22 protein-coding genes are annotated in these 24,504 nt (G+C 61.3%); 9 read left to right on the plus strand and 13 right to left on the minus strand.

Annotation, left to right across the window (positions count from 1 at the left end; genetic code table 11):
- Positions 1-60 precede the first annotated feature (60 nt).
- Complete coding sequence (locus tag GV818_RS03570; protein WP_178124698.1) at positions 61-1,461, plus strand: NorM family multidrug efflux MATE transporter; 1,401 nt, start codon at positions 61-63, stop codon at positions 1,459-1,461.
- Positions 1,462-1,521: 60 nt separating this feature from the next.
- Here GV818_RS03570 and GV818_RS03575 read toward each other — a convergent pair whose 3' ends face one another.
- Complete coding sequence (locus GV818_RS03575; protein WP_161775807.1) at positions 1,522-3,195, minus strand: putative bifunctional diguanylate cyclase/phosphodiesterase; 1,674 nt, start codon at positions 3,193-3,195, stop codon at positions 1,522-1,524.
- Between the two features lie 267 nt (positions 3,196-3,462).
- On the opposite strand from GV818_RS03575, the gene rep reads away from it, so the two are divergent.
- Both rep and GV818_RS03585 read left to right on the plus strand, forming a co-directional pair.
- Positions 3,463-5,472: a DNA helicase Rep gene (rep, locus tag GV818_RS03580; RefSeq protein ID WP_161752882.1), complete on the plus strand. Its 2,010-nt coding sequence runs from the start codon at positions 3,463-3,465 to the stop codon at positions 5,470-5,472.
- A gap of 56 nt (positions 5,473-5,528) precedes the next feature.
- Positions 5,529-6,101 carry a xanthine phosphoribosyltransferase gene (locus GV818_RS03585; RefSeq protein ID WP_011064203.1) on the plus strand — a complete coding sequence of 191 codons (573 nt, stop codon included), beginning with the start codon at positions 5,529-5,531 and terminating at the stop codon, positions 6,099-6,101.
- 108 nt (positions 6,102-6,209) lie between these two features.
- Here the strand turns inward: GV818_RS03585 and GV818_RS03590 are convergent, their stop codons facing one another.
- The 6 genes from GV818_RS03590 to dadA form a co-directional block, all read right to left on the minus strand.
- Positions 6,210-8,141 carry an acetyl-CoA hydrolase/transferase family protein gene (locus tag GV818_RS03590; RefSeq protein ID WP_161775808.1) on the minus strand — a complete coding sequence of 644 codons (1,932 nt, stop codon included), beginning with the start codon at positions 8,139-8,141 and terminating at the stop codon, positions 6,210-6,212.
- 136 nt (positions 8,142-8,277) lie between these two features.
- On the minus strand, positions 8,278-8,694 hold the full coding sequence (locus GV818_RS03595) for a c-type cytochrome (RefSeq protein ID WP_161753122.1): 417 nt from the start codon (positions 8,692-8,694) through the stop codon (positions 8,278-8,280).
- Between the two features lie 182 nt (positions 8,695-8,876).
- Positions 8,877-9,425: a cupin domain-containing protein gene (locus tag GV818_RS03600; RefSeq protein ID WP_123726820.1), complete on the minus strand. Its 549-nt coding sequence runs from the start codon at positions 9,423-9,425 to the stop codon at positions 8,877-8,879.
- 131 nt (positions 9,426-9,556) lie between these two features.
- Positions 9,557-10,630 carry an alanine racemase gene (alr, locus tag GV818_RS03605; RefSeq protein WP_161775809.1) on the minus strand — a complete coding sequence of 358 codons (1,074 nt, stop codon included), beginning with the start codon at positions 10,628-10,630 and terminating at the stop codon, positions 9,557-9,559.
- 91 nt (positions 10,631-10,721) lie between these two features.
- A complete protein-coding gene (locus tag GV818_RS03610; RefSeq protein WP_161752876.1) occupies positions 10,722-11,075 on the minus strand; it encodes a RidA family protein in 354 nt (117 codons plus the stop codon).
- Positions 11,047-12,348 (minus strand): D-amino acid dehydrogenase, encoded by a 1,302-nt coding sequence (dadA, locus tag GV818_RS03615; protein WP_161752874.1) that lies wholly within the window; start codon positions 12,346-12,348, stop codon positions 11,047-11,049. Before dadA ends, GV818_RS03610 begins: the two co-directional genes overlap by 29 nt.
- 157 nt (positions 12,349-12,505) lie before the next feature.
- Here dadA and GV818_RS03620 point away from each other — a divergent pair, with 157 nt between their 5' ends.
- Positions 12,506-12,994 (plus strand): Lrp/AsnC ligand binding domain-containing protein, encoded by a 489-nt coding sequence (locus GV818_RS03620; protein WP_011064210.1) that lies wholly within the window; start codon positions 12,506-12,508, stop codon positions 12,992-12,994.
- A 45-nt stretch (positions 12,995-13,039) separates the two neighbouring features.
- Here the strand turns inward: GV818_RS03620 and GV818_RS03625 are convergent, their stop codons facing one another.
- Positions 13,040-13,393 (minus strand): YkgJ family cysteine cluster protein, encoded by a 354-nt coding sequence (locus GV818_RS03625; RefSeq protein WP_161752872.1) that lies wholly within the window; start codon positions 13,391-13,393, stop codon positions 13,040-13,042.
- Between the two features lie 149 nt (positions 13,394-13,542).
- On the opposite strand from GV818_RS03625, the gene GV818_RS03630 reads away from it, so the two are divergent.
- The gene (locus tag GV818_RS03630) at positions 13,543-14,856 is read left to right on the plus strand and encodes an NAD(P)/FAD-dependent oxidoreductase (protein ID WP_161752870.1); all 1,314 of its coding nucleotides are present in this window, start codon (positions 13,543-13,545) and stop codon (positions 14,854-14,856) included.
- 151 nt (positions 14,857-15,007) lie between these two features.
- Here the strand turns inward: GV818_RS03630 and GV818_RS03635 are convergent, their stop codons facing one another.
- Positions 15,008-15,253, minus strand: coding sequence for a DUF1127 domain-containing protein (locus GV818_RS03635; protein ID WP_161752868.1), 246 nt, complete (start codon positions 15,251-15,253; stop codon positions 15,008-15,010).
- 179 nt (positions 15,254-15,432) lie between these two features.
- On the opposite strand from GV818_RS03635, the gene GV818_RS03640 reads away from it, so the two are divergent.
- On the plus strand, positions 15,433-16,857 hold the full coding sequence (locus GV818_RS03640) for a PLP-dependent aminotransferase family protein (protein ID WP_161752866.1): 1,425 nt from the start codon (positions 15,433-15,435) through the stop codon (positions 16,855-16,857).
- Positions 16,858-16,934: 77 nt separating this feature from the next.
- Positions 16,935-18,494, plus strand: a complete 1,560-nt coding sequence (locus tag GV818_RS03645; protein ID WP_372242045.1) for a phospholipase D family protein — start codon at positions 16,935-16,937, stop codon at positions 18,492-18,494.
- Between the two features lie 3 nt (positions 18,495-18,497).
- Here GV818_RS03645 and GV818_RS03650 read toward each other — a convergent pair whose 3' ends face one another.
- On the minus strand, positions 18,498-19,646 hold the full coding sequence (locus tag GV818_RS03650; protein WP_161752862.1) for an MFS transporter: 1,149 nt from the start codon (positions 19,644-19,646) through the stop codon (positions 18,498-18,500).
- Between the two features lie 160 nt (positions 19,647-19,806).
- The gene (locus GV818_RS03655; RefSeq protein ID WP_161752860.1) at positions 19,807-21,300 is read right to left on the minus strand and encodes an aldehyde dehydrogenase; all 1,494 of its coding nucleotides are present in this window, start codon (positions 21,298-21,300) and stop codon (positions 19,807-19,809) included.
- Between the two features lie 238 nt (positions 21,301-21,538).
- Here GV818_RS03655 and GV818_RS03660 point away from each other — a divergent pair, with 238 nt between their 5' ends.
- Complete coding sequence (locus GV818_RS03660; protein WP_161752858.1) at positions 21,539-21,901, plus strand: cupin domain-containing protein; 363 nt, start codon at positions 21,539-21,541, stop codon at positions 21,899-21,901.
- Between the two features lie 58 nt (positions 21,902-21,959).
- Here GV818_RS03660 and rpmG read toward each other — a convergent pair whose 3' ends face one another.
- Positions 21,960-22,115 carry a 50S ribosomal protein L33 gene (rpmG, locus tag GV818_RS03665; RefSeq protein ID WP_003177274.1) on the minus strand — a complete coding sequence of 52 codons (156 nt, stop codon included), beginning with the start codon at positions 22,113-22,115 and terminating at the stop codon, positions 21,960-21,962.
- An 11-nt stretch (positions 22,116-22,126) separates the two neighbouring features.
- Positions 22,127-22,360, minus strand: a complete 234-nt coding sequence (gene rpmB, locus GV818_RS03670) for a 50S ribosomal protein L28 (protein WP_019410280.1) — start codon at positions 22,358-22,360, stop codon at positions 22,127-22,129.
- Between the two features lie 541 nt (positions 22,361-22,901).
- On the opposite strand from rpmB, the gene GV818_RS03675 reads away from it, so the two are divergent.
- The gene (locus GV818_RS03675) at positions 22,902-24,485 is read left to right on the plus strand and encodes an ABC transporter substrate-binding protein (protein WP_161752856.1); all 1,584 of its coding nucleotides are present in this window, start codon (positions 22,902-22,904) and stop codon (positions 24,483-24,485) included.
- Positions 24,486-24,504: the final 19 nt, after the last annotated feature.

Raw genomic sequence — 24,504 nt, forward strand, 5'->3', positions numbered from 1 at the left:
GCCCGGAAGCGCCGAGAATCAGCGCTCTTCCCGATTCCCAGCTTATCGAGCCCGATGACCATGCAGCATCCAGCACGCACCGAACTCTGGGCCATCCTGCGGCTGGCGGGGCCGCTGATCGCCTCGCAGTTGGCGCACATGTTGATGGTCCTCACCGACACCCTGATGATGGCTCGCCTCAGCCCCGAAGCCCTGGCCGGTGGCGGTCTCGGTGCAGCCAGCTACTCCTTCGTCTCGATCTTCTGCATCGGCGTGATCGCCGCCGTGGGCACCCTAGTGGCGATTCGTCAGGGCGCCGGGGACATCGAGGGTGCCACGCGCCTGACCCAAGCCGGCCTGTGGCTGGCTTGGCTGATGGCCCTGGTGGCCGGCCTGCTGCTGTGGAATCTCAAGCCGCTGCTGTTGCTGTTCGGCCAGACCGAAAGCAACGTCCACGCTGCCGGCCAGTTCCTGTTGGTCCTGCCGTTTGCCCTGCCCGGCTACCTGAGCTTCATGGCCTTGCGCGGTTTCACCAGCGCGATTGGCCGGGCAACGCCAGTGATGGTCATCAGCCTGGCGGGTACGGTGGCCAACTTCCTGCTCAACTACGCACTGATCACCGGCATGTTCGGCTTGCCAAAACTCGGCCTGGCGGGGATTGGCCTGGTCACCGCGATTGTCGCCAACTGCATGGCGCTGGCACTGGCCTGGCACATCAAGCGCCATCCGGCCTACACGGCTTATCCACTGCGCCAGGGCCTGTCCCGGCTGAACACCCAGTACCTGCGGGAACTGTGGCGCCTGGGCTTGCCCATCGGCGGCACCTACGCAGTGGAAGTCGGGCTGTTCGCCTTCGCCGCGCTGTGCATGGGCACCATGGGCAGCACCCAGTTGGCGGCGCACCAGATTGCCCTGCAGATCGTTTCGGTGGCGTTCATGGTACCGGCGGGGATTTCCTACGCCATCACCATGCGCATCGGCCAGCATTACGGCGCCGGGCAGTTGCTCGATGCGCGCCTGGCCGGGCGGGTCGGCATTGCCTTCGGCGCGGTAGCGATGCTGGGGTTTGCCATGGTTTTCTGGCTGTTGCCAAACCAGTTGATCGGCTTGTTCCTCGACCATAACGATCCGGCCTTTGCCGAGGTGATCCAGTTGGCGGTGAGCCTGTTGGCAGTAGCTGCCTGGTTCGAGCTGTTCGACGGCACCCAGACCATTGCGATGGGTGCAATTCGCGGCCTGAAGGATGCCAAGACCACCTTCCTGGTAGGCCTGGGCTGTTACTGGCTGATCGGTGCACCTGCGGCCTGGCTGATGGCCTTTACCCTGGGCTGGGGCCCGACCGGTGTCTGGTGGGGATTGGCCCTGGGCCTGGCCTGCGCAGCCATCAGCCTGACCCTGGCATTCGAATGGCGGATGCGGCGCATGATCAAGCATGAGCCAACAGTGCCGCGAATGAACCTACAGGCCAGCCAGGCGGACTGAACCCCGCGTTGACCATCGAAGCCTGAGGCTGCGACAGTCAACGCGGCGCGAGTCGACGGCTTAGACCATTCCTTCCTGCAGCGGCTGCTGGCTGCTGCCGAAGGTCAGGTACTCCACCAGCTCCGCCAGGGGCAACGGCTTGCTGATCAGGTAGCCCTGGACCTGGTCGCAACCAAAGCCCCGCAGCAATGCCAACTGCGCCGCGGTCTCGACCCCTTCAGCGACCACATGCAGATTGAGGTTGTGAGCCAGGTTGATCATGGCGTGGACCAGCTTGCGGTTCTCTTCGCGCTGTTCCATGCCGCCCACAAAGCTCTTGTCGACCTTGAGCAAAGTGATCGGCAGGCTGTTGAGATGCACGAAGGATGAGAAACCAGTGCCGAAGTCGTCCAGGGAAAAACGCACCCCCAGGCGCCCAAGGGCATCCATGGTCTGCTTCACCAGATCGCTGCGACGCATCACTGCAGTTTCGGTCAGCTCGAACTCCAGCCATTGTGCCTCGACCCCACGCTCGGCAATCAGCCGGCTCAAGGTCGAGAGCAACTGGCTGTCCTGGAACTGTCGGAACGACAGGTTGACCGCCATGTGCAACGGCGGCAGCCCACGTTCACGCAGCGCCTGCATGTCCCGCAGGGCACGGGAGATTACCCAGTAGCCCAGGGGCACGATCAGCCCGCTCTGCTCGGCCAGGGGCACGAACTCACTGGGAGGCAGTAACCCGCGCTCGCCGTGGCGCCAACGCACCAGGGCTTCAAGGCCGACGATCTTGCCATCATGCAGGTCCAGCCGAGGCTGGTAATGCAGCTCCAGTTCGTCACGGCGCAAGGCCCGGCGCAATTCGCTTTCCAGGTCGGCGAGGCTGCGGGCATTGCGATTGATGCGTTCGTTGAAAATATGAAAGGTGCAGCCCTGGGTGCTCTTGGCCTGCTGCATGGCGATGTGCGCATGCCACATCAATGGGTCGGCGCCAGCATTGGCCCGGGCGTGGGCAATTCCCAGGCTGCAGCCGATCAGCAGGCTTTCGCCGTCGACCCAGTAGGGTTCGGCCATGGCCTCAGTAATGCGCTCGGCCATCCACTCGGCCCGCTGCGGCGCGCGGCGGGTATCGATCAGCAAGGCAAACTCGTCGCTGCCCAGGCGGGCCAGTTGATCACCGGCCTCCAGCTGGCTTTTGAGCCGCGAGACCACTTGCAGGATCAGCCGGTCACCGGCCTGGTGGCCAAGGGCGTCGTTGGCGTGACGGAAGTTATCCAGGTCCAGGTGCCCGAGGGCCAGGCCACGACCTTCATTTTCCGCCAGGCGCGCCGCCAGCAGGGTCTGAAAACCCTGGCGGTTGGCAATGCCGGTCAACGGGTCCTGCTCGGCCAGGCGCTGCAAGGTATTTTCCAGCACACCGCGCTCACGCACATGGCGCAGGCAGCGGCGCAGGGCATCGGTACTGAGGCAGGAACCTACCAGCCAGTCGCTGACACCCACCGGGGCTACCGGCGGTTCCTGGTCCAGCAAAAGCACCGTGGGCAGGCTGCAACGCCCGGGGCCGGGCTGCAATTGCGCAATGGTCAACAGGACCGCATTGCGGTCGTCTTCGAACAAACGACTGACCGACTCCCAGTTCGGAGCACTGATCAATACCACCGAGTCTCCTAACGGAGCGACACACTCGCGCAACAACGCTGTCCACACCGGCTCTTCGGCCAGTAGCAGCAAACGCAAGGGTTCGACAGGCTTAGACAAGCTAGCTCCCTAGACTCTGCAAAAAAGTTGGCGGCGGGCATTATGGCGCGCAAATAAACAATAACAAATGGTATTGATTATCATACGCAATTTCTTGTACCGCTCTAACTCGAACATTAGACACATATTCAGCGCGCATCCTGAGGGAAAGTATCAAAACCGGCAAATTTAGATAGCGTTGTGCGTCACAAGTCGGAGAGAGGCAGCAGAATCTGTCCAGCCTGTTAAAATGCCCGCCCTTTTCGTAACCGATCCCTTTTTACTGTCATGTCCCGACTCAATCCCCGGCAGCAAGAAGCCGTGAACTATGTCGGCGGCCCTCTTTTGGTGCTCGCCGGCGCAGGCTCCGGCAAGACCAGCGTGATCACCCGCAAGATCGCGCACCTGATCCAGAACTGCGGCATCCGCGCCCAGTACATTGTCGCCATGACCTTTACCAACAAGGCCGCGCGGGAAATGAAGGAACGGGTCGGCACGTTGTTGCGTGGCGGCGAAGGGCGCGGCCTGACCGTGTCGACCTTCCACAACCTGGGGCTGAACATCATCCGCAAGGAGCATGCGCGGCTGGGCTACAAGCCAGGCTTCTCGATCTTTGACGAGACCGACGTCAAGTCGCTGATGACCGACATCATGCAGAAGGAGTACTCCGGGGAAGACGGCGTCGACGAGATCAAGAACATGATCGGCTCGTGGAAGAACGACCTGATCCTGCCCCCCGAGGCCCTGGAGAATGCTCGCAACCCCAAGGAGCAGACCGCTGCCATCGTCTACACCCACTACCAGCGCACGCTCAAGGCGTTCAACGCGGTGGACTTCGACGACCTGATCCTGCTGCCGGTGAAGCTGTTCGAAGAGCACGCCGACATCCTGGAAAAATGGCAGAACAAGGTCCGCTACCTGCTGGTGGATGAATACCAGGACACCAACGCCAGCCAGTACCTGCTGGTGAAGATGCTGATTGGCAAGCGCAACCAGTTCACCGTGGTGGGCGACGACGATCAGTCGATCTATGCCTGGCGCGGCGCGCGCCCGGAAAACCTGATGTTGCTCAAGGATGATTATCCGTCCCTGAAAGTGGTGATGCTGGAGCAGAACTACCGCTCTACCAGCCGCATCCTGCGCTGCGCCAACGTGCTGATCTCCAACAACCCCCACGAGTTCGAAAAGCAGCTGTGGAGCGAGATGGGCCACGGTGACGAGATCCGCGTGATCCGCTGCCGCAACGAAGACGCCGAAGCCGAGCGGGTGGCCATGGAGATCCTCAGCCTGCACCTGCGCACTGACCGGCCCTACAGCGACTTCGCCATTCTTTACCGGGGCAACTACCAGGCCAAGCTGATCGAACTGAAGCTGCAACACCACCAGGTGCCCTATCGCCTGTCCGGCGGCAACAGCTTCTTCGGACGCCAGGAAGTGAAGGACCTGATGGCCTACTTCCGCCTGATCGTGAACCCGGACGACGACAACGCCTTCCTCCGGGTAATCAACGTGCCACGCCGGGAAATCGGCTCCACGACCCTGGAAAAGCTCGGCAACTACGCCACCGAACGCAAGATCTCGATGTACGCCGCCACCGATGAAATCGGCCTGGGAGAGCATCTGGACAGCCGTTTCACCGATCGTCTGGCCCGCTTCAAGCGCTTCATGGACCGGGTTCGTGAGCAGTGCGCCGGTGAAGACCCGATCTCGGCGCTGCGCAGCATGGTCATGGACATCGACTACGAGAACTGGCTGCGCACCAACAGCTCCAGCGACAAGGCCGCGGACTACCGGATGGGCAACGTCTGGTTCCTGATCGAGGCCTTGAAGAACACTCTGGAAAAAGACGAAGACGGCGAAATGACCGTCGAGGACGCCATCGGCAAGCTGGTCCTGCGCGACATGCTGGAACGTCAGCAGGAAGAGGAAGACGGCGCCGAGGGCGTGCAGATGATGACCTTGCATGCCTCAAAGGGGCTGGAGTTTCCCTACGTGTTCATCATGGGCATGGAAGAGGAAATCCTCCCGCACCGCTCCAGTATCGAAGCCGATACCATCGAGGAAGAACGGCGCCTGGCCTACGTGGGCATTACCCGCGCGCGTCAGACCCTGGCCTTTACTTTCGCGGCCAAACGCAAGCAGTACGGTGAGATCATCGACTGCGCGCCGAGCCGCTTCCTCGATGAGTTGCCCCCGGACGATCTGGCCTGGGAAGGCAATGACGACACCCCGACCGAAGTCAAAGCCGTTCGCGGCAATAGCGCTCTGGCGGATATACGCGCGATGTTAAAGCGCTAAAATCGACTATTTTTAAACGACCTTTGGCGCAACAGACGCCAGTTAGAGGAAGCTCCGTGGAAGCACTGCACAAGAAGATTCGCGAAGAAGGCATCGTGCTTTCCGATCAAGTACTGAAAGTCGACGCTTTTCTGAACCATCAGATCGACCCGCAGTTGATGAAACTGATCGGCGACGAATTCGCCACGCTGTTCAAGGATTCGGGCATCACCAAGATCGTCACCATCGAAGCCTCGGGCATCGCCCCGGCGATCATGACCGGCCTGAACCTGGGCGTACCGGTGATCTTCGCCCGCAAGCACCAGTCCCTGACCCTGACCGAGAACCTGCTGTCGGCCACCGTGTACTCCTTCACCAAACAAGTGGAAAGCACCGTCGCCATCTCCCCTCGGCACCTGACCAGCAGCGATCGCGTGCTGATCATCGATGACTTCCTGGCCAACGGTAAGGCGTCCCAAGCGCTGATCTCGATCATCAAGCAGGCCGGTGCCACCGTGGCCGGCCTGGGCATCGTGATCGAGAAGTCCTTCCAGGGCGGCCGTGCCGAGCTGGACTCCCAGGGCTACCGCGTGGAATCCCTGGCCCGGGTCAAATCCCTGGCCGGTGGCGTGGTTACCTTCATCGAGTAACCGCGTCCGCCTGTGTAGGAGCTGGCTTGTGTAGGAGCTGGCTTGCCAGCGAACGCGTCCTCAAGGGCAATGCAATACTTGATGGCCTGTTCGCCGGCAAGCCGGCTCCTACGACGAGCCGGGTGCAGTGGCCTGCAGACCCGCCAGCAGAAAGCGCTGGTACAGGTCCTCACGCAGGCCTTCGGGCTGCTCCAGCCCCATGCGCTCGAGGTGTGCCGGGAATGCCTCAGGCTCCGGCGCATCAAGCGCTGCCTTGCCCAACTCCAGGATCTCGCTGAGCTTGAACTTGCTCTTCAGCCAGTTCAGCGCCCGCAGCAGATCACGCTCTTGCGCACTGAAGTCACTGCCTAGCGGATACTCCGGAAACAGGTGGCGATGGCGTGCTTGAATGTTCTGCAGACGCTGTGGGCTGTTGTCGGCAAAACGCGGATCCAGACGAAAATCCTTCGCCAGCTTGCCGGCCTTCTGTGCTTGCTCCATCAACCCTGGCTGAAAGCGTGAGTCGCTGATATTGAGCAGCGCCTCGATTACCTTTGTATCCGACTTGCCCCGCAGATCGGCAATACCGTACTCGGTGATGACAATGTCCCGCAGATGACGCGGGATAGTGCAGTGGCCGTATTCCCAGACAATATTGGAACTGACCTCCCCCGCCGCCTCACGCCAGCTGCGCAGGATCAGCACCGAGCGGGCATCCGCCAGGGCATGGCCCTGGGCCACGAAGTTGTACTGTCCGCCAACGCCACTCAACACCCGACCATCCTGCAATTGATCGGATACGGCTGCGCCCATCAAGGTCATGGTGAAGGCGCTGTTGATAAAACGCGCGTCGCGCCGTTGCAGGCGCTTGAGCGCTTCGTCCCCATACAGCTCGTTGATGTAACTGATGGCGGTCATGTTGAATTCCGCCAGTTTGTCCTTGGGCAGTTCCCGCAGACGCTGATAGAAGCTGCGCGGTCCGAGGAAGAAACCGCCGTGGATCAACACCCCACCAACGGCTGCAGCCGCATCCAGAACTCCGTCATTGGCCTGCTGTTGCTGTTCCGGGGTTGGGTAGACCTTGCGCCGCACGATTCCGGCATCAACCAGGGCCAGCAAGCCGTTGACGAACATTTCGCTGCAACCGTAGAGGCCTTGGGCAAAGGGTTCGACACCGCCCTCACGGTCGATCAACGGCTGCCAGCAATCCACCTGCAAGTCTGCCAGCAGGGCACGATAACCTTCGTTGTCCGCCTGCCGCGCCAACAGCGCGGCGGTCAGCGCGTCGCCCATGGAGCCGATGCCTATCTGCAAGGTGCCGCCGTCACGCACCAGGGTGCTGGCGTGCAAGCCGATGCAATGGTCCTGCACCCCGACCGGCATGTTCGGTGTGGAGAACAGCGTGCTGCGCTCGTCTTCGTCGATCAGCAGGTCGAAGGCTGCGGCGTCGATCTCGGAATCTCCCGGCATGTAGGGCAGGTCACTGTGGACCTGGCCGAGGAGCAAGATCGTCTCGCCCGCCGCTCGGCGCTTGGCGATCATCGGCAACATGTCGAGGGTGATGTCCGGATTGCAGCTCAGGCTCAGGCGTCCAGGCTGTTGCGGATCACGCGCCACCAGTTGTGCTACCAGGTTCAGGCCGGCGGCATTGATATCCCGGGCCGCATGGCTGTAGTTGCTGCTGACGTAGTCCTGCTGCGCCGAGGTGCTGTGCAAAAGACTGCCAGGCTGCATGAAGAACTGCTCGACGCGGATGTTCGCCGGCAGGCTGTCGCGGCGCAGGTCGGCAAGAAAATCGAGTTCGGGATAGTCGCCGAACACTCGCTCGACGAAGGGCTCGAGAAAGCGCCGCTGCAAACCATCCCCCAGGGAGGGCCGACCCAGGCTCAGAGCGGTGTAGATCGTCAGTTGGCGCTCAGGTAACTGGGCGACCCGGCGATACAAGGCATTGGCAAAACGGTTGGGTTTGCCCAGCCCCAGGGGCATGCCCATGTGAATGTGTAGCGGCAAACGCGCAAGCACTTCATCCACCGCATGCTCGATAGAACAGGATTGCAGCATCTGATCCTCCGGGGAACGTCCATGAAATGAGGTTGGACCGAGCTTGCCGAGAGTTTGCTGCAAAGAACAGTCTTGAGGTCAATTTACGGGCACAAAAAAGCCGCTCGTAAGCGGCTTTTTCGCTGAAGATGGCGGCTTATTTCAGACCGGACATCTTCTGGATAGCGCCTTTGAGCTCGTCATCGGTGCAATCCATGCAAGTGCCCTTAGGCGGCATGGCATTCAGACCGGTAATCGCCTTGGCCAGAATGCCGTCGAGGCCGCCCTGGTGATCGGCGCGCTCTTTCCAGGCTGCAGTGTCACCGACTTTCGGTGCACCCAACAGACCGGTGCCATGGCAAGCGTTGCAGTGTTTGGCAATCACGTCATCCGGAGATTTTGCCCCGCCGCCACCGCCCACAGAGGCAGCGACTTCCATACCCTTGCACTCCTGCCCCTGGACGCAGACCTGGCCGACAGGCGCAAGGCGCTTGGCAATGTCATCATTAGTCGCAGCTTGAGCGCTGACTGCCCAAAGGGCCAATACGGTTGCTGGTGCGGCCAGCATTTTCATAATTAGGTTCACGCGTACACCCTCAATGGTGGCTAGTCACGCCTGCGGCCACGGTTTCGCAGGCGGGCGAAAGTATAACGGTTAGCCCGCCACACTGAAACAACCCCAAAGTCGAAGGGGTCTTATATCGTGGCGAATTGTCACTTGGGCTTCTCTGCAAACCTTGCAGGACGCCTCTTGGTCTAGAAGTTCGCCGGAGTGGCTGCGCTGATTAGTCGCGCCGGTGCATCGAACGGATTACGGAAACGGTGCGGCTTCGTACTCTCAAAGTAGTAGCTGTCACCGGCTTCGAGGACAAATGTTTCAAGTCCTACCACCAGTTCCAAGCGACCTTCGAGCAGGATTCCGGTTTCCTCGCCGTCATGGGTGAGCATTTCCTCGCCGGTATCGGCACCCGGCGGATAGATCTCATTGAGGAAGGCAATCGCGCGGCTTGGATGGGCCCGCCCCACCAGTTTCATGGTCACTGCGCCATCAGAGATATCGATCAGTTCGTGGGCTTTGTAGACGATCTGAGAAGGCGTTTCCTGGAGGACTTCCTCGGAAAAGAACTCGACCATGGACATGGGGATACCGCCCAGCACCTTTCGCAGTGAGCTGATCGAGGGGCTGACACTGTTCTTTTCGATCATTGAAATGGTGCTATTGGTGACGCCCGCACGCTTGGCAAGCTCACGCTGGGAAAGACCTTTCAGTTTACGGATGGATTGCAGTCGTTCACCGACGTCCAATACGGCAGCCTCCTAGGCGGGGATCAGGCGTTGTTGTAATTGAGCGTCATCATGGCGACAGCGTTCAGTATTTACAACACTTGCTCCCGATTCCCCCGGGGACAGCGACTTTCGGTACAGCCCGCGCAATCTCAGCCTTCGGAGTACACCAGCGGCACCCGGCGCAGGTTGCAGAAGAGTTGGTAAGGGATAGTGTCGGCGGCCAGCGCCACGTCGCTGGCGAGGATGTTCTTGCCCCACAACTCCACGGTCGAGCCCAGGCCGGCCTGAGGGACATCCGTCAGGTCGACGCACAGCATGTCCATGGAAACCCGGCCCAGCAAACGACTGCGCTGGCCCGCCACCAGCACCGGGGTGCCGGTAGGCGCATGACGTGGATAACCGTCGGCATAGCCCATGGCGACCACGCCAATGCGCATCGGCTTGTCGGTGATGAACTTGGCACCATAGCCAACCGGCTCGCCGGCGGGCAGTTCACGCACACAGATCACCTTGGACTCCAGGGTCATCACCTGTTGCAAACGTGCCGCTACCGGGTTGTTTTCTTCGAACGGCGTCGAGCCGTAGAGCATGATGCCCGGGCGTACCCAATCACTGGGAATGCTTGGCCAGCCCATGACCGCAGGCGAATTGCGCAGACTGATCTGCGCCCCCAGCCCCTGGCGAGCGGCCTCAAACACCGCGACCTGTTCACTGCTACGCGGACAGTCCAGCTCATCGGCGCGAGCGAAGTGGCTCATCAGCACGATCGTCTCGACCTTGCCGCTGGCCTGCAGCCGCTGATAGGCCACCTGGTAATCCTTGGGATGCAGGCCCACCCGGTGCATGCCCGAATCCAGCTTGAGCCAGACCGTCAGCGGCTTGGCCACAGCAGTCTGTTCGATGGCTTCGAGTTGCCACAGCGAATGCACCACGCACCAGAAGTCATGCTCGACAATCAGCGCCAGTTCCGCAGCTTCGAAGAAACCTTCCAGCAACAGCACCGGTGCACGAATGCCTGCGGCGCGCAGCTCCAGGGCCTCTTCGATACAGGCCACGGCAAAACCGTCGGCGCAGGCTTCCAGGGCCTGGGCACAACGCACTGCGCCATGGCCGTAGGCATCGGCCTTGATGACCGCGAGCGCGCGAACGCCCGAGACTTCACGGGCCAGTTGATAGTTGTGACGCAGGGCTTGGAGATCGATCAGGGCACGGGCAGGACGCATGGCGGCAGACTTCTAGGCGGTCATGGGGAATAAAAAACCGGTGCTGGATGGCGGCGGACCACCACCGGCACCGGGAGAGGGATCTTGTCGCTTAAGGCAGAGCAGCCACTACCGAAAGCTCGACGAGGATTTCCGGCTCGCAGAGCTTGGATTGTACGGTCGCCCGGGCCGGCGCGACGCCTTTGGGCAGCCACTGGTCCCAGACACTGTTCATGCCTTGGAAGTCGGCATCGATGTCCTTCAGGTAGATGGTCACCGACAGCAACCTAGTCTTATCGGTACCGGCCAGATCCAGCAGGCGCTCGATGCTGGCCAGGGTTTCCCGGGTCTGTTGCTCAATCCCGGCCTGCATGTCATCGCCCACCTGGCCGGACAGATACACCGTACCGCCGTGAACAACGATCTGACTCATACGCTCATTGGTGAGCTGGCGCTGGATTGACATGTTTTGCTGACTCCTGAGGGTTGCCATAACGGGAAATATCGAGGCCTTCGGCACTGATCTGCGGCTTTCTCTTGGCCATCAGATCCGCCAGCAAGCGACCGGAGCCGCAGGCCATGGTCCAACCGAGGGTGCCGTGTCCAGTGTTCAAGAACAGGTTGCGGAACGTGGTGGCACCGACAATCGGCGTGCCATCCGGAGTGGTGGGACGCAGCCCGGTCCAGAAGCTGGCCTGGGACAGATCGCCGCCCTGAGGATAGAGATCGTTGACGATCATCTCCAGCGTTTCACGCCGACGCGGGTTCAACGAGAGGTCAAAACCGGCGATTTCAGCCATGCCGCCAACCCGGATGCGATTGTCGAAACGAGTGATCGCGACCTTGTAGGTTTCGTCCAGGATGGTCGAAGTCGGGGCCATTGCCGGGTTGGTGATCGGCACGGTCAGGGAGTAACCCTTGAGCGGGTACACCGGTGCCTTGATCCCCAACGGCTTGAGCAATTGCGGCGAGTAGCTGCCCAGGGCCAACACGTAGCGGTCGGCGGTTTCCAGCTTGCCGTCAATCCACACGCCATTGATCCGGTCACCGGCGAAGTCGAGGCGCTGGATGTCCTGACCGAAACGGAATTCAACACCCAGCTTGGTGGCCATTTCCGCCAGGCGAGAAGTGAATATCTGACAGTCGCCGGTCTGGTCGTTGGGCAGACGCAGGGCACCGGCGAGGATGTCGGTGACGTTGGCCAGGGCCGGTTCGACCCGGGCGATGCCTTCACGGTCCAGCAGCTCGAACGGAACGCCAGACTCCTTGAGCACGGCAATGTCTTTTGCCGCACCGTCCAATTGCGCCTGGGTGCGGAACAGCTGGGTGGTACCCAGGCTGCGGCCTTCGTAGGCAATACCGGTTTCCGCGCGCAGTTCGTCGAGGCAATCGCGGCTGTACTCGGACAGACGCACCATGCGCTCTTTGTTCACCGCATAGCGGTTGGCGGTGCAGTTACGCAGCATCTGCGCCATCCACAGGTATTGATCGATGTCGGCGGTGGCCTTGATCGCCAGCGGGGCGTGACGTTGCAGCAGCCACTTGATGGCCTTGAGCGGCACACCCGGAGCGGCCCAGGGCGAAGCATAACCCGGCGATACCTGGCCTGCGTTGGCGAAGCTGGTTTCCATGGCAGCAGCCGGCTGGCGGTCCACTACGGTCACATCAAACCCGGCTCGAGCCAGGTAATAGGCACTGGTGGTTCCGATAACGCCACTGCCCAAGACCAGAACGCGCATTTTTATATCCCTCATCGCGGCTTGACCGCTGACGTTTGTTATTCAGAGCAAAGATGGGCGCAGTGTAAGAAACATTCGGCAGTGATTTTCACTATATAACCGCCTATATTTGGCGAGAATTCTCGGCAAAATAGCTTTTCACGGAGGGGCATCCCCTATGCGAACCAATCATCAGACCCGTCGTGCCCTGGACAAGATCGATCGCAATATCCTGCGTATCTTGCAGGCTGACGGGCGCATCTCCTTCACCGAACTGGGGGAACGGGTCGGGCTCTCCACCACACCCTGCACCGAGCGGGTGCGCCGCCTGGAGCGTGAAGGCATCATCATGGGCTACAACGCCCGACTCAATCCGCAGCACTTGAAGGGCAGCCTGCTGGTGTTCGTCGAGATCAGCCTGGACTACAAGTCCGGCGACACCTTCGAGGAGTTTCGGCGCGCGGTGCTGAAGCTGCCTCACGTGCTGGAGTGCCACCTGGTGTCCGGCGACTTCGACTATCTGGTCAAGGCGCGGATCTCGGAAATGGCTTCCTATCGCAAGCTGCTGGGCGACATTCTGCTCAAGCTGCCCCATGTCCGGGAATCCAAGAGCTATATCGTGATGGAAGAGGTGAAGGAAAGCCTGAGCCTGCCGATTCCGGATTGAGCCGGGGCGCAGTGCCTACGAGGGTGCTTATGCCAATCGCTGCCTCTAGACCAGCACCTGACGAGTACTGGCCATGTATTCATGGATCTGCTTTTCAACCCGGGGATGAATCATCTCCACCGGGCGCCGATCATTGGGGCACGGCAAGCTCGGCGTGGTGCCGAACAGACGGCAGATCAGCGGCCGCTCGTCATACACGGTGCAGCCGTTGGGCCCCAGGTGCACGCAGTTGAGCTCTTCCATGGCCGCGTCCTGCTCGGCGGCGGTCTTGCGCGGCAGGCGCGACATTTCCTCCGGCGAGGTAGTGACCGGACCGCAGCAGTCGTGGCAACCAGGGACGCACTCGAAGGAGGGAATCTGCTGGCGCAGGCTACGGACTTTCTGGCGGTTGCAGCTCATGACAAAACTTACCGGGATCATGGATAGCCGTGGATTCTGCCTCAAATGCCCTGCAGCAGACAGGGCCGACCGTCCTGCGGTTGCCCCACCGGAAAGCCCCGGCTTATGCTCCGCCTATTTTTCCAGATGCCATGATCAGGACGCCTTCCATGCCCGCCAGTCTTCAGCAACCCATCTCCAGCGACCGGCACGCCGCATCTTACTACGCGGCCAGTAGCCTGCCGCAGCCTGACTATCCAGTGCTGGCTGGAGACCTGACAGCGGATGTCTGCGTGGTTGGCGGCGGTTTCTCCGGGCTCAACACCGCACTGGAACTGGCCGAGCGCGGGCTCAGCGTGGTTCTGCTGGAAGCCCGCAAGATTGGCTGGGGCGCTAGCGGGCGCAACGGCGGGCAGTTGATTCGCGGGGTTGGTCACGGCCTCGATCAGTTCGCCAAGGTGATCGGCACCGATGGCGTGCGGCAGATGAAACTCATGGGATTGGAGGCGGTAGAGATCGTTCGCCAGCGCATCGAGCGTTTCCAGATCCCCTGTGACCTGACCTGGGGTTACTGCGACCTGGCCAACAAACCCGCTGACCTGGCAGGCTTTGCCGAAGACGCCGAGGAGTTGCGCGGCCTGGGCTACCGTCACCAGACCCGCTTGCTGCAAGCCGATGAGATGCACACCGTGGTGGGTTCAAAACGCTACGTTGGCGGCCTGATCGACATGGGCTCCGGCCATTTGCACCCTCTGAACCTGGCGTTGGGCGAAGCCCAGGCGGCGCAACAGCTGGGTGTGCGCCTGTTCGAGCACTCGGCGGTGACGCGCATCGACTACGGGCCCGAGATCAAGGTCCACAGCGCCCGGGGCACGGTCCGGGCCAAGAGCCTGGTACTGGGTTGCAACGCCTACCTCAACGACCTCAACCCGCAACTGGGAGGCAAGGTTCTGCCGGCCGGCAGCTACATCATCGCCACCGAACCGTTGAGCGCAGCCCAGGCCCATGACCTGCTGCCACAGAACATGGCGGTTTGTGACCAGCGCGTGGCCCTGGACTACTACCGACTCTCCGCCGACCGACGCCTGCTGTTCGGCGGCGCGTGTCACTACTCAGGGCGTGATCCCAAGGACATTGCCGCCTATATGCGGCCGAAGATGCTGGAAGTGTTCCCGCAGTTGGCCGGGGTAAAGGTCGACTACCAATGGGGCGGCATGATCGGCATCGGCGCCAACCGCCTGCCGCAGATCGGCCGCCTCAAGGACCAACCCAATGTGTATTACGCCCAGGCCTACTCCGGCCATGGATTGAATGCCACACACCTGGCCGGCAAGTTGCTGGGCGAGGCCATCAGCGGCCAACAAGGTGGCGGCTTCGACCTGTTCGCCAAAGTGCCGCACATCACCTTCCCTGGCGGCAAGCACCTGCGTTCCCCATTGCTGGCCCTGGGCATGCTCTGGCATCGCCTGAAAGAGCTGACCTGATCCCTCGCTTGTAGCCACTGCCGCAGACGGTGATCGGCTCCGCAGGACCTTGCCTCAAGGGCTTGCCACCTTCGGAGCGGAGTAGCGCCCAAACGAAGCCCGAGCCTTCGCGGCAGCGATAGGTGCCCAGCACAGACGAGGCTGAAACAGGTCACAGCCGCCAGAAAGGCTTGAGGCCTTCGGCCCGTGCATCCTCACGATTCAGGCCGACATCCCGCAGTTGCTCGGCGGTCAGGTCCAGCAACGCCTTGCGGGTACTCAGCCGATGCCAGTACAAGCCCCAGCGGCTCAGTCCGCACGGCGCAGAACGCGGCAAGGCCGCCGCCCCTATCCGCTCCTGCCCCGCCTCCAGCTCCTGGCTGCGTAACGACAGACGTACATCGCTCAAGCCGTTCATCTCCACTGCTCCTGTTTGCCAAGGTTGCCATGAGCAAACATGATGCGTGGCCGGCAAAAACCATTACAGACTCAATACACCTGTATTACCTCCATACAGATTTGCCAAAAATGCCGCTGAATCCTGTATTTTGGCCCCATCTGTACCGGTCCTGATGAACACCACCTCGAGTCAATACCATGACCCTCTATGTGAACCTCGCCGAACTCCTGGGCACCCGTATCGAACAAGGCTTCTACCGCCCGGGCGATCGATTGCCCTCGGTGCGCGCCCTGAGTGTCGAGCATGGGGTCAGCTTGAGCACTGTCCAGCAGGCTTATCGGCTGCTGGAAGACAACGGGCTGGCGATGCCCAAACCCAAGTCCGGATATTTCGTACCCGCCAACCGCGAGCTGCCTGCACTGCCGGCGGTCGGTCGCCCGGCCCAGCGGCCGGTGGAGATCTCGCAGTGGGAGCAGGTGCTTGAGCTGATTCGCGCGATACCACGCAAGGACGTGGTACAGCTGGGTCGCGGCATGCCGGACATCACCACGCCGACCATGAAGCCACTGTTGCGGGCCATGGCCCGACTCAGTCGACGCCAAGACATGCCCGGCCTGCATTACGACAACATCTACGGCGTGCTGGAACTGCGCGAACAAGTGGCGCGGCTGATGCTGGATTCCGGCTGCCAGCTGGGAGCCAATGACCTGGTGATTACCACCGGCTGCCACGAAGCCCTGTCCGCCAGCATTCGCGCCATCTGCGAGCCCGGGGACATCGTCGCCGTGGACTCGCCGAGCTTTCACGGCGCCATGCAGACACTCAAGGGCCTGGGCATGAAAGCCCTGGAGATTCCCACCGACCCGGTCACCGGGATCAGCCTGGAAGCCCTGGAACTGGCCCTGGAACAATGGCCGATCAAGGCCATACAGTTGACTCCCAACTGCAACAACCCCCTGGGCTACATCATGCCGGAGTCGCGCAAGCGGGCACTGCTGACCCTGGCCCAGCGCTTCGACGTGGCGATCATCGAAGACGATGTGTATGGCGAGTTGGCCTATACCTACCCACGCCCACGGACCATCAAGTCCTTCGACGATGACGGCCGCGTGTTGCTGTGCAGCTCCTTCTCGAAAACCCTGGCCCCCGGCCTGCGTATCGGCTGGGTCGCTCCGGGCCGCTACCTGGAGCGGGTGCTGCACATGAAGTACATCAGCACCGGCTCCACCGCCCCACAACCCCAGGTGGCCATCGCCGAGTTTCTGAAAGGCGGACACTTCGAGCCCCACCTGCGCAAGATGCGTACTCAATACCAGCGCAATCGCGACCTGATGCTCGACTGGGTCAGCCGCTACTTCCCCGCCGGCACCCGGGCCAGCCGCCCGCAAGGCAGTTTTATGCTGTGGATCGAACTCCCCGAGGAGTTTGACGCTCTGAAGCTCAACCGAGTGCTGCTGGAGCAAGGAGTGCAAATCGCCGTGGGCAGTATCTTTTCCGCCTCGGGCAAGTACCGTAATTGCCTGCGGATGAACTACGCTGCCAAACCAACCGCGCACATCGAAGACGCGGTACGCAAGGTCGGCGCTGCGGCTATCAGGCAGCTCAGCGAAACCCAGGACTGACACCCCGACCCGCCCCAGGAAGCCAGCCATCCCATGCCAACCCGTGCCCTGATGCGAGATGACCTGACTTGAGGCGCATACAGGTGTTGACCTGGCTGGCACTCGTGAACCTCGGGCTCGGCGGCTGCGCCACCCTGGAGGTGCCGTACCAACCGAGCCAGGCATTGCCTGCCACCGAGTCCAGCTTCGCCCAGTCGATCAGAGCCCAGGCCGCGCACTACCACGGACGCTCCGGATTTCGCCTGCTGCCCAACAGCACCGAGGCCTTCATGGCCCGCGCCGAGCTGATCCGCAACGCCCAGAGCAGCCTCGACCTGCAGTACTACATCGTCCACGACGGCATCAGCACCCGGATGCTGGTGGACGAGCTGCTCAAGGCCGCCGACCGTGGCGTGCGGGTGCGCATCCTGCTGGACGACACCACCAGCGATGGCCTGGACCAGATCATCGCCACCCTGGCCGCCCATCCGCAGATCCAGATCCGTCTGTTCAACCCCCTGCATCTGGGCCGCAGCACCGGCCTCACTCGAACCATGGGCCGCCTGTTCAACCTGTCGCAACAGCACCGGCGGATGCACAACAAACTGTGGCTGGCGGACAACAGCGTGGCCATTGTCGGCGGGCGCAACCTCGGGGACGAATACTTCGACGCCCAGCCCGACTTGAACTTCACCGACATCGATATGTTCAGCGCAGGCCCGGTGGCCGAACAGCTGGGACACAGTTTCGACCAGTACTGGAACAGCGCCCTGAGCCGACCTGTCGCCGAGCTCCTGCCCCACGCCCCGTCAGTCAAGGACCTCAACAACACCCGCCAGCGCCTGGAAGAATCGCTGCAAGACAGCCGCCAGCAAAACCAGAACCTGTACCGCCAACTGATGACCTACCAGACCCAGCCACGCATGGACATCTGGCGCAAGGAGCTGATCTGGGCCTGGAATCAGGCCCTGTGGGACGCGCCAACCAAAGTCCTGGCCAAGGGCGACCCCGACCCGCACCTGCTGCTGACCACTCAACTGGCACCGGAACTCGAAGGGGTCGGCAAGGAGCTGATCATGATCTCGGCCTACTTCGTCCCCGGCCAGCCAGGGCTGGTATACCTCACCGGCCGCGCTGATGCCGGGGTCTCGGTCAGTCTCTTGACCAACTCCCTGGAAGCCACCGACGTGCCGGTGGTGCACGGCGGGTATGCGCCCTACCGCAGGGCACTGCTGGAGCACGGCGTAAAGCTCTACGAACTGCGCCGACAACCCGGCGAACATGCAGGCAGTGGTTTCCGGCTATTCCACAGTGGATCCATGCCGGGCTCCGACTCCAGCCTGCACAGCAAGGCAATGATCTTCGACCGACAGAAAAGCTTTATCGGCTCGTTCAATTTCGATCCACGTTCGGTGCTGTGGAACACCGAAGTCGGCGTGCTGGTGGACAGCCCCGAGCTGGCGGAGCACGTTCGCGCGCTGGCCCTGCAGGGGATGGCGCCGTCCCTGAGCTACCAGGTTCAGCTGGAGCACGACAAGCTGGTCTGGGTCACCGAAGACCATGGCCAACTGCACACCCTGAGCCACGAGCCCGGAAGCTGGTGGCGGCGGGTCAATGCCTGGCTGAGTACCCGCATCGGCCTCGAACGCCTGCTCTGATGGCTACAGGGGTTGTGCCTGGACGTTGCCGAAAGCGCCTTGACGCAGCAGCAGGATGAGCAAGCCAAAGGCCCCCGCTGCCACCAGCAGCAACATGGCGTGACCGCTGACCCATTGGCTGCCCGCTCCTGCCACCAGCGGCCCGATCAGGCAACCGATGCCCCAGAGTTGCGCCACATGGGCGTTGGCCCGCACCAGTGCATCGTCGCGATAACGTTCGCCGATCAGGATCAACGACAAGGTGAACAAACCGCCCGCGCTGGCGCCGAACAACACCCATAACGGCCATATCAGCTGGCTATCCAGCAGTAATGGAATGGCCAGGCTGGAGCACAACAGGATCACCGCACAGCCAGTAAACAAACCGCGCCGGGACACTCGATCCGCCAAGGCGCCTATCGGCAATTGCAATAGGGCGTCGCCCACCACCACGGTGCTGACCATCGCCAGGGCAACGTCTTCAGTGAACCCTTGGCTCAGGCAATAGACCGGCAACAGTGTCAGGATCAGCGCCTCGAAGGTGGCGAACAGTGCCACCGCCCAGCCAATCGCCGGCAGTTCCTGGCAGAAACGCCAGAGGTCCATCAGGGTGACATTGCAGGACTCGGAGGTCGGTGCTCCGCTGCGGCCCAGCAGAAGCAGGGGCGACACCATCAACAACGCCACCGACACCCAGAAACCATAATCCTGCTGGGTGCCCAGAACCCCCAGCAGCAACGGCCCGGCCAGCTGGCTCAAGGCATAACCACTGCCATACAGCGCCACCAACCGCCCTCGCCACTGCTCCACCACCAGCTGGTTGATCCAGCTTTCCCCCAGAATGAAGATGATGGTCAAGACCATACCCAACAGCAGGCGCAGCAGCAGCCACACCGGATAACTGGGCAACAGCGCCAGCAAACCGATGGAAATCGCACCCGCCCACAGGCCCAGGCGCATCAGGTTGGCCGTGCCGAAGCGCGCCGCCAGACGACTGGAGATCTTCGCCCCAAGCAATACGCCAATGGCCGGCATCGCCGCCACCACGCCAATCGCAAATGGCCCGTAACCCCAACTTTCCAGGCGAAAGGACACCAGGGGCATGGTCATGCCCAGGGCCAGGCCGACACTCAAGACCGCGGCCAAAACGGCGAAATAGGTCGCCCAACGCATTCCCACACTCCTGCGGATCATTGTTTTGCAAGGCTCAGACAACACAGCCGGACTCCCCTTGCGGAAAGTCCGGCTGCGCTGTGGATCAGTTGCCCACTGTAGATGCTGGCGTGCTGGCGAAGGCGCCCTTAGCGGCGCCACTCACCTCAAGCCCGAAGACTCAGAGCTTGATCCAGGTCGCCTTCAACTCGGTGTACTTGTCGAACGCATGCAGCGACTTGTCACGACCATTGCCCGACTGCTTGAAGCCGCCGAACGGCGCGGTCATGTCACCACCGTCGTACTGGTTGACCCAGACGCTGCCGGCACGCAGGGCCTTGGCGGTCTTGTGGGCCTTGGAGATGTTCGAAGTCCACACTGCCGCGGCCAGACCATAGGGCGTGTCGTTGGCAATCTGGATCGCCTCTTCCACGCTGTCGAAGGCGATAACCGCGAGCACCGGGCCGAAAATCTCTTCCTGGGCGATCTTCATCGCATTGCTGACGCCGTCGAAAATCGTCGGCTCGACGTAGGTACCGCCGGTTTCCTGCAGAGTACGCTTACCGCCGGCCACCAGCTTGGCGCCATCGGCATGCCCGGCTTCGATGTAGGACAGCACGGTGTTCATCTGCTGAGTGTCCACCAGGGCACCGACATTGGTGGCCGGATCCAGCGGATTGCCCGGCTTCCAGCCTTTCAGGGCCTCGATCACCAGCGGCAGGAATTTATCCTTGATCGAACGCTCCACCAGCAGGCGGGAGCCAGCGGTACAGACTTCGCCCTGGTTGAAGGCGATGGCGCCGGCAGCGGATTCCGCGGCAGCCTGCAGGTCCGGGGCATCGGCGAACACAATGTTCGGGCTCTTGCCGCCGGCTTCCAGCCAGACGCGCTTCATGTTGGACTCACCGGAGTACACCAGCAGTTGCTTGGCGATCTTGGTCGAGCCGGTGAACACCAGGGTGTCCACGTCCATGTGCAGGGCCAGGGCCTTGCCCACGGTGTGGCCGTAGCCTGGCAGCACGTTGAATACGCCGGCCGGGATCCCGGCCTCGACTGCCAGGGCTGCGATGCGGATCGCGGTCAGCGGGGATTTTTCCGACGGCTTGAGGATCACCGAGTTACCGGTAGACAGCGCCGGGCCCAGCTTCCAGCAGGCCATCATCAGCGGGAAGTTCCACGGCACGATGGCGGCGACCACACCTACGGGTTCACGAGTCACCAGGCCCAGCTGATCATGGGGGGTGGCCGCGACTTCGTCGTAGATCTTGTCGATGGCCTCGCCGCTCCAGCTCAGGGCTTGCGCCGCGCCGGGAACGTCGATGTCCAGGGAATCACTGATGGGCTTGCCCATGTCCAGGGTTTCCAGGAGCGCAAGCTCCTGGGCGTGCTGTTTCAGCAGGCCGGCAAAACGAATCATGACGGACTTGCGCTTGGCTGGCGCCAGGCGCGACCAGACGCCGGAGTTGAAGGTGGCGCGAGCGATCTCCACAGCACGCTGGGCATCGGCGGCGTCACAGCTGGCGATAGTCGCCAGTACGCGGCCGTCTACCGGACTGATGCACTCAAAGGTGTCGTTGGAAACGGATGCGGTGTATTCACCGTTGATGTAGGCGCGGCCTTCGATTTTCAGGTCGCGGGCACGCTGTTCCCAGTCGGCACGAGTCAGGGTGGTCATACGAGTGTCCTCCTCTTATTTGAATACAAGCGCCATGCGAACGATGCTGGCACTCCTGAAGAATTCTGCCCGGCCAGCCTGTTATCGGCCAAAGGCACCCGCCACCCTAAACCAGCGACACCTGTACTTTCAATATATTTGACAAAGCAGGGGCAAACACCGTTGCTATGTGCATTTTAATAAACATAGACTTTGGCCTTCACAGCCACTCGCGCCGCAATCACGGGGGAATACAAGAATGAGCATCCACAACGTCGTCGACTTCAGCCAGGCCAAAACCGAGGGCGAACGCTACCGCCCCGCCCCGGAAAAAATCCTCCAGGGCGATCCCGAGCAAGCAGTGTTCAACCACTTCGCCAGCCCCTGCGGCCAGCTGAACGCCGGCATTTGGGAAGGTGCCGTGGGCCAATGGACAGTGAATTTCACCGAACACGAATACTGCGAGATCCTGCAGGGCGTATCGGTGCTGCGAGACCACGAGGGCAACGCCAAAACCTTGCGCATCGGTGATCGCTTCGTGATCCCGGCCGGCTTCAAGGGTACCTGGGAAGTGCTGGAGCCCTGCCGCAAGGTCTACGTGGCCTTCGAACAGAAAGCCTGAATCACAGGCACAAAAAAACCCGCTTGAAGGCGGGTTTTTTTGTCAGAAGAAAAATCAATTACTTGATTTTGCCTTCTTTGTAGATCACGTGCTTGCGAACAACCGGATCATATTTCTTGATCTCGATTTTGTCCGGAGTAGTACGCTTGTTCTTGTCGGTAGTGTAGAAGTGACCAGTACCGGCGCTCGAAATCAAACGAATCAATTCACGCATGATTAGCTCCCTTAGATCTTGCCAGCGCGGCGGATTTCGGCCAGCACGACAGTGATGCCACGCTTGTCGATGATGCGCATGCCTTTGGCAGATACGCGCAGACGCACAAAACGTTTCTCTTCTTCAACCCAGAAGCGGTGATGCTGCAGGTTCGGCAGGAAACGACGACGGGTTTTGTTGTTTGCGTGGGAAATGTTATTCCCAGTCACCGGACCCTTACCGGTAACTTGACAGACTCTAGACATGCCTCAGCCCTCTAAAACCACATGCCCAACCCGGCATGGGTTGGCCGCTTAATCTCTCAGTCATTTGGCGCCAGGCGCCGCGTTTCTTTAAGGGTCTTACCGGCTACACCTACAAGTGAAGGAACCGGGCCCCTAGAAAAGAGCGCTGCTTTATACCAGAAAGACCCAATAGCAACAACAACCGCAGTGCACAGGACAATCAAAAGTACTGATTTTTTTGCGCCGAACGCCTGCGGCAAAGGCTACCGTAGTAAACGACCGCTCGTCGCAGAATATATTTTGCCGCCTGCCAGCCCGCCACGCAGCCCAGACAACAGGCGCGCAAGCGACCTTTGAAGATGGGTTCCCGGAGCGAATCGGCGAACAACCTGCCTCTGACAACGGCTCATGGCTGCAAAGACCGGATCGAGTCATGAACCACGCCTCGGGCTCCGACAGCAAATGCAAAAGGGGATAGTCATTTTCCAGCGAGATCACTAGGGTAAGGCATTTCCAGACTGCACTCGCAGATGGGCTTTCGATCTGCACAAGGAACCCGACCATGCGTCTCGCCGCCCTCCCGCTCCTGCTCGCACCTTTTCTGAGCCCCCTGGCTCAGGCTGCCACGCTGAGCGTCTGCACCGAAGCCAGCCCGGAAGGCTTCGACGTGGTGCAGTACAACTCGCTGACTACCACCAACGCTTCCGCCGATGTGCTGATGAACCGCCTGGTGGAGTTCGACGCCAACAGCGGCAAGGTGGTCCCCAGCCTCGCCGATAGCTGGGAAGTCTCGGCCGACGGTCTGACCTACGTGTTCAAGCTGCATCCCAAGGTCAAGTTTCATCGTACCGACTACTTCAATCCCAGCCGCGAACTGAGCGCCGAAGACGTCAAGTTCAGCTTCGATCGCATGCTCGATCCGGCCCATCCATGGCACAAGGTCGCCCAGAGCGGCTTCCCTCACGCCCAGTCCCTGCAGCTGCCCAGCCTGATCAAGAAGATCGATGCCCTGGACCCGCTGACCGTGCGCTTTACCCTTGATCACGCCGACTCGACCTTCCTCGCCACGCTGAGCATGGGTTTTGCTTCGATCTACTCCGCGGAATACGCCGACCAGCTACTCAAGGCCGGCACGCCGGAGAAGCTCAACAGCCAGCCGATTGGCAGTGGCCCGTTCATCTTTGGGCGTTTCCAGAAAGACGCATCGATCCGCTACAAGGCCAACCGCGACTACTTTGCCGGCAAACCGGCGGTGGACTCACTGATCTTCGCCATCACCCCGGATGCCAACGTGCGACTGCAGAAACTGCGGCGCAACGAGTGCCAGATCGCCCTGTCGCCCAAGCCTCTGGATGTCCACGCCGCGGCTGAGGATCCAGCACTGAAGATTGAGAAAACTGCAGCCTTCATGACCGCTTTTGTCGCCATCAACAGCCAGCACCCACCTCTGGACAAACCCGAAGTACGCCAGGCGATCAACCTTGCCTTCGACAAGGACAGCTATCTCAAGGCAGTGTTCGAAGGCACCGCCGAAGCCGCCAACGGCCCCTACCCGCCCAACACCTGGAGCTACGCCAAGGATCTGCCCGGCTACGCCCACGACCCGCAAAAGGCCCGCCAACTGCTGGCCCAGGCCGGCCTGAAGAACGGCTTCGAAACCACCATCTGGACCCGCCCTTCCGGCAGCCTGCTGAACCCCAACCCCAGCCTGGGTGCGCAACTGCTGCAAGCGGACCTGGCGCAGGTGGGGATCCAGGCGGAAATCCGCGTGATCGAATGGGGCGAGCTGATCCGGCGAGCCAAAGCCGGGGAGCATGACCTGCTGTTCATGGGCTGGGCTGGCGACAACGGCGACCCGGATAACTTCCTTTCGCCACAGTTCACCTGTGCGGCGGTCAAGTCCGGCACCAACTTCGCCCGCTACTGCGACCAGAACCTCGACAAACTGATCACCGCCGGCAAGACCACCAGCGAGCAGGGGGTACGCAGCAAGCTGTACCAGCAGGCCCAGGCACAGATCCAGCAACAGGCCCTATGGCTGCCCTTGGCGCACCCGACTGCATTTGCCCTGACCCGCAAACAGATCGAGGGTTACCAAGTGAGCCCCTTCGGACGCCAGGACTACTCGAAGGTCAGCGTCAAATAACGCGATGCACGCCTTGAGC

Origin of the sequence: Pseudomonas sp. Fl4BN1 (assembly GCF_009908285.1) — a bacterium.
In the GTDB taxonomy this organism is placed as follows: Bacteria; Pseudomonadota; Gammaproteobacteria; order Pseudomonadales; family Pseudomonadaceae; genus Aquipseudomonas.

What these genes read in the sequence shown, in the direction of transcription:
- GV818_RS03570 (WP_178124698.1), top strand. Translation starts at nt 61, where the DNA reads ATGCAGCATCCAGCACGCACCGAACTCTGGGCCATCCTGCGGCTGGCG.
- rep (WP_161752882.1), top strand. Translation starts at nt 3,463, where the DNA reads ATGTCCCGACTCAATCCCCGGCAGCAAGAAGCCGTGAACTATGTCGGC.
- GV818_RS03590 (WP_161775808.1), bottom strand. Translation starts at nt 8,141, where the DNA reads ATGCTGCAATCCTGTTCTATCGAGCATGCGGTGGATGAAGTGCTTGCG.
- GV818_RS03595 (WP_161753122.1), bottom strand. Translation starts at nt 8,694, where the DNA reads ATGAAAATGCTGGCCGCACCAGCAACCGTATTGGCCCTTTGGGCAGTC.
- alr (WP_161775809.1), bottom strand. Translation starts at nt 10,630, where the DNA reads ATGCGTCCTGCCCGTGCCCTGATCGATCTCCAAGCCCTGCGTCACAAC.
- GV818_RS03610 (WP_161752876.1), bottom strand. Translation starts at nt 11,075, where the DNA reads ATGTCAATCCAGCGCCAGCTCACCAATGAGCGTATGAGTCAGATCGTT.
- dadA (WP_161752874.1), bottom strand. Translation starts at nt 12,348, where the DNA reads ATGCGCGTTCTGGTCTTGGGCAGTGGCGTTATCGGAACCACCAGTGCC.
- GV818_RS03620 (WP_011064210.1), top strand. Translation starts at nt 12,506, where the DNA reads ATGCGAACCAATCATCAGACCCGTCGTGCCCTGGACAAGATCGATCGC.
- GV818_RS03625 (WP_161752872.1), bottom strand. Translation starts at nt 13,393, where the DNA reads ATGAGCTGCAACCGCCAGAAAGTCCGTAGCCTGCGCCAGCAGATTCCC.
- GV818_RS03630 (WP_161752870.1), top strand. Translation starts at nt 13,543, where the DNA reads ATGCCCGCCAGTCTTCAGCAACCCATCTCCAGCGACCGGCACGCCGCA.
- GV818_RS03635 (WP_161752868.1), bottom strand. Translation starts at nt 15,253, where the DNA reads ATGAACGGCTTGAGCGATGTACGTCTGTCGTTACGCAGCCAGGAGCTG.
- GV818_RS03640 (WP_161752866.1), top strand. Translation starts at nt 15,433, where the DNA reads ATGACCCTCTATGTGAACCTCGCCGAACTCCTGGGCACCCGTATCGAA.
- GV818_RS03650 (WP_161752862.1), bottom strand. Translation starts at nt 19,646, where the DNA reads ATGCGTTGGGCGACCTATTTCGCCGTTTTGGCCGCGGTCTTGAGTGTC.
- GV818_RS03655 (WP_161752860.1), bottom strand. Translation starts at nt 21,300, where the DNA reads ATGACCACCCTGACTCGTGCCGACTGGGAACAGCGTGCCCGCGACCTG.
- GV818_RS03660 (WP_161752858.1), top strand. Translation starts at nt 21,539, where the DNA reads ATGAGCATCCACAACGTCGTCGACTTCAGCCAGGCCAAAACCGAGGGC.
- rpmG (WP_003177274.1), bottom strand. Translation starts at nt 22,115, where the DNA reads ATGCGTGAATTGATTCGTTTGATTTCGAGCGCCGGTACTGGTCACTTC.
- rpmB (WP_019410280.1), bottom strand. Translation starts at nt 22,360, where the DNA reads ATGTCTAGAGTCTGTCAAGTTACCGGTAAGGGTCCGGTGACTGGGAAT.
- GV818_RS03675 (WP_161752856.1), top strand. Translation starts at nt 22,902, where the DNA reads ATGCGTCTCGCCGCCCTCCCGCTCCTGCTCGCACCTTTTCTGAGCCCC.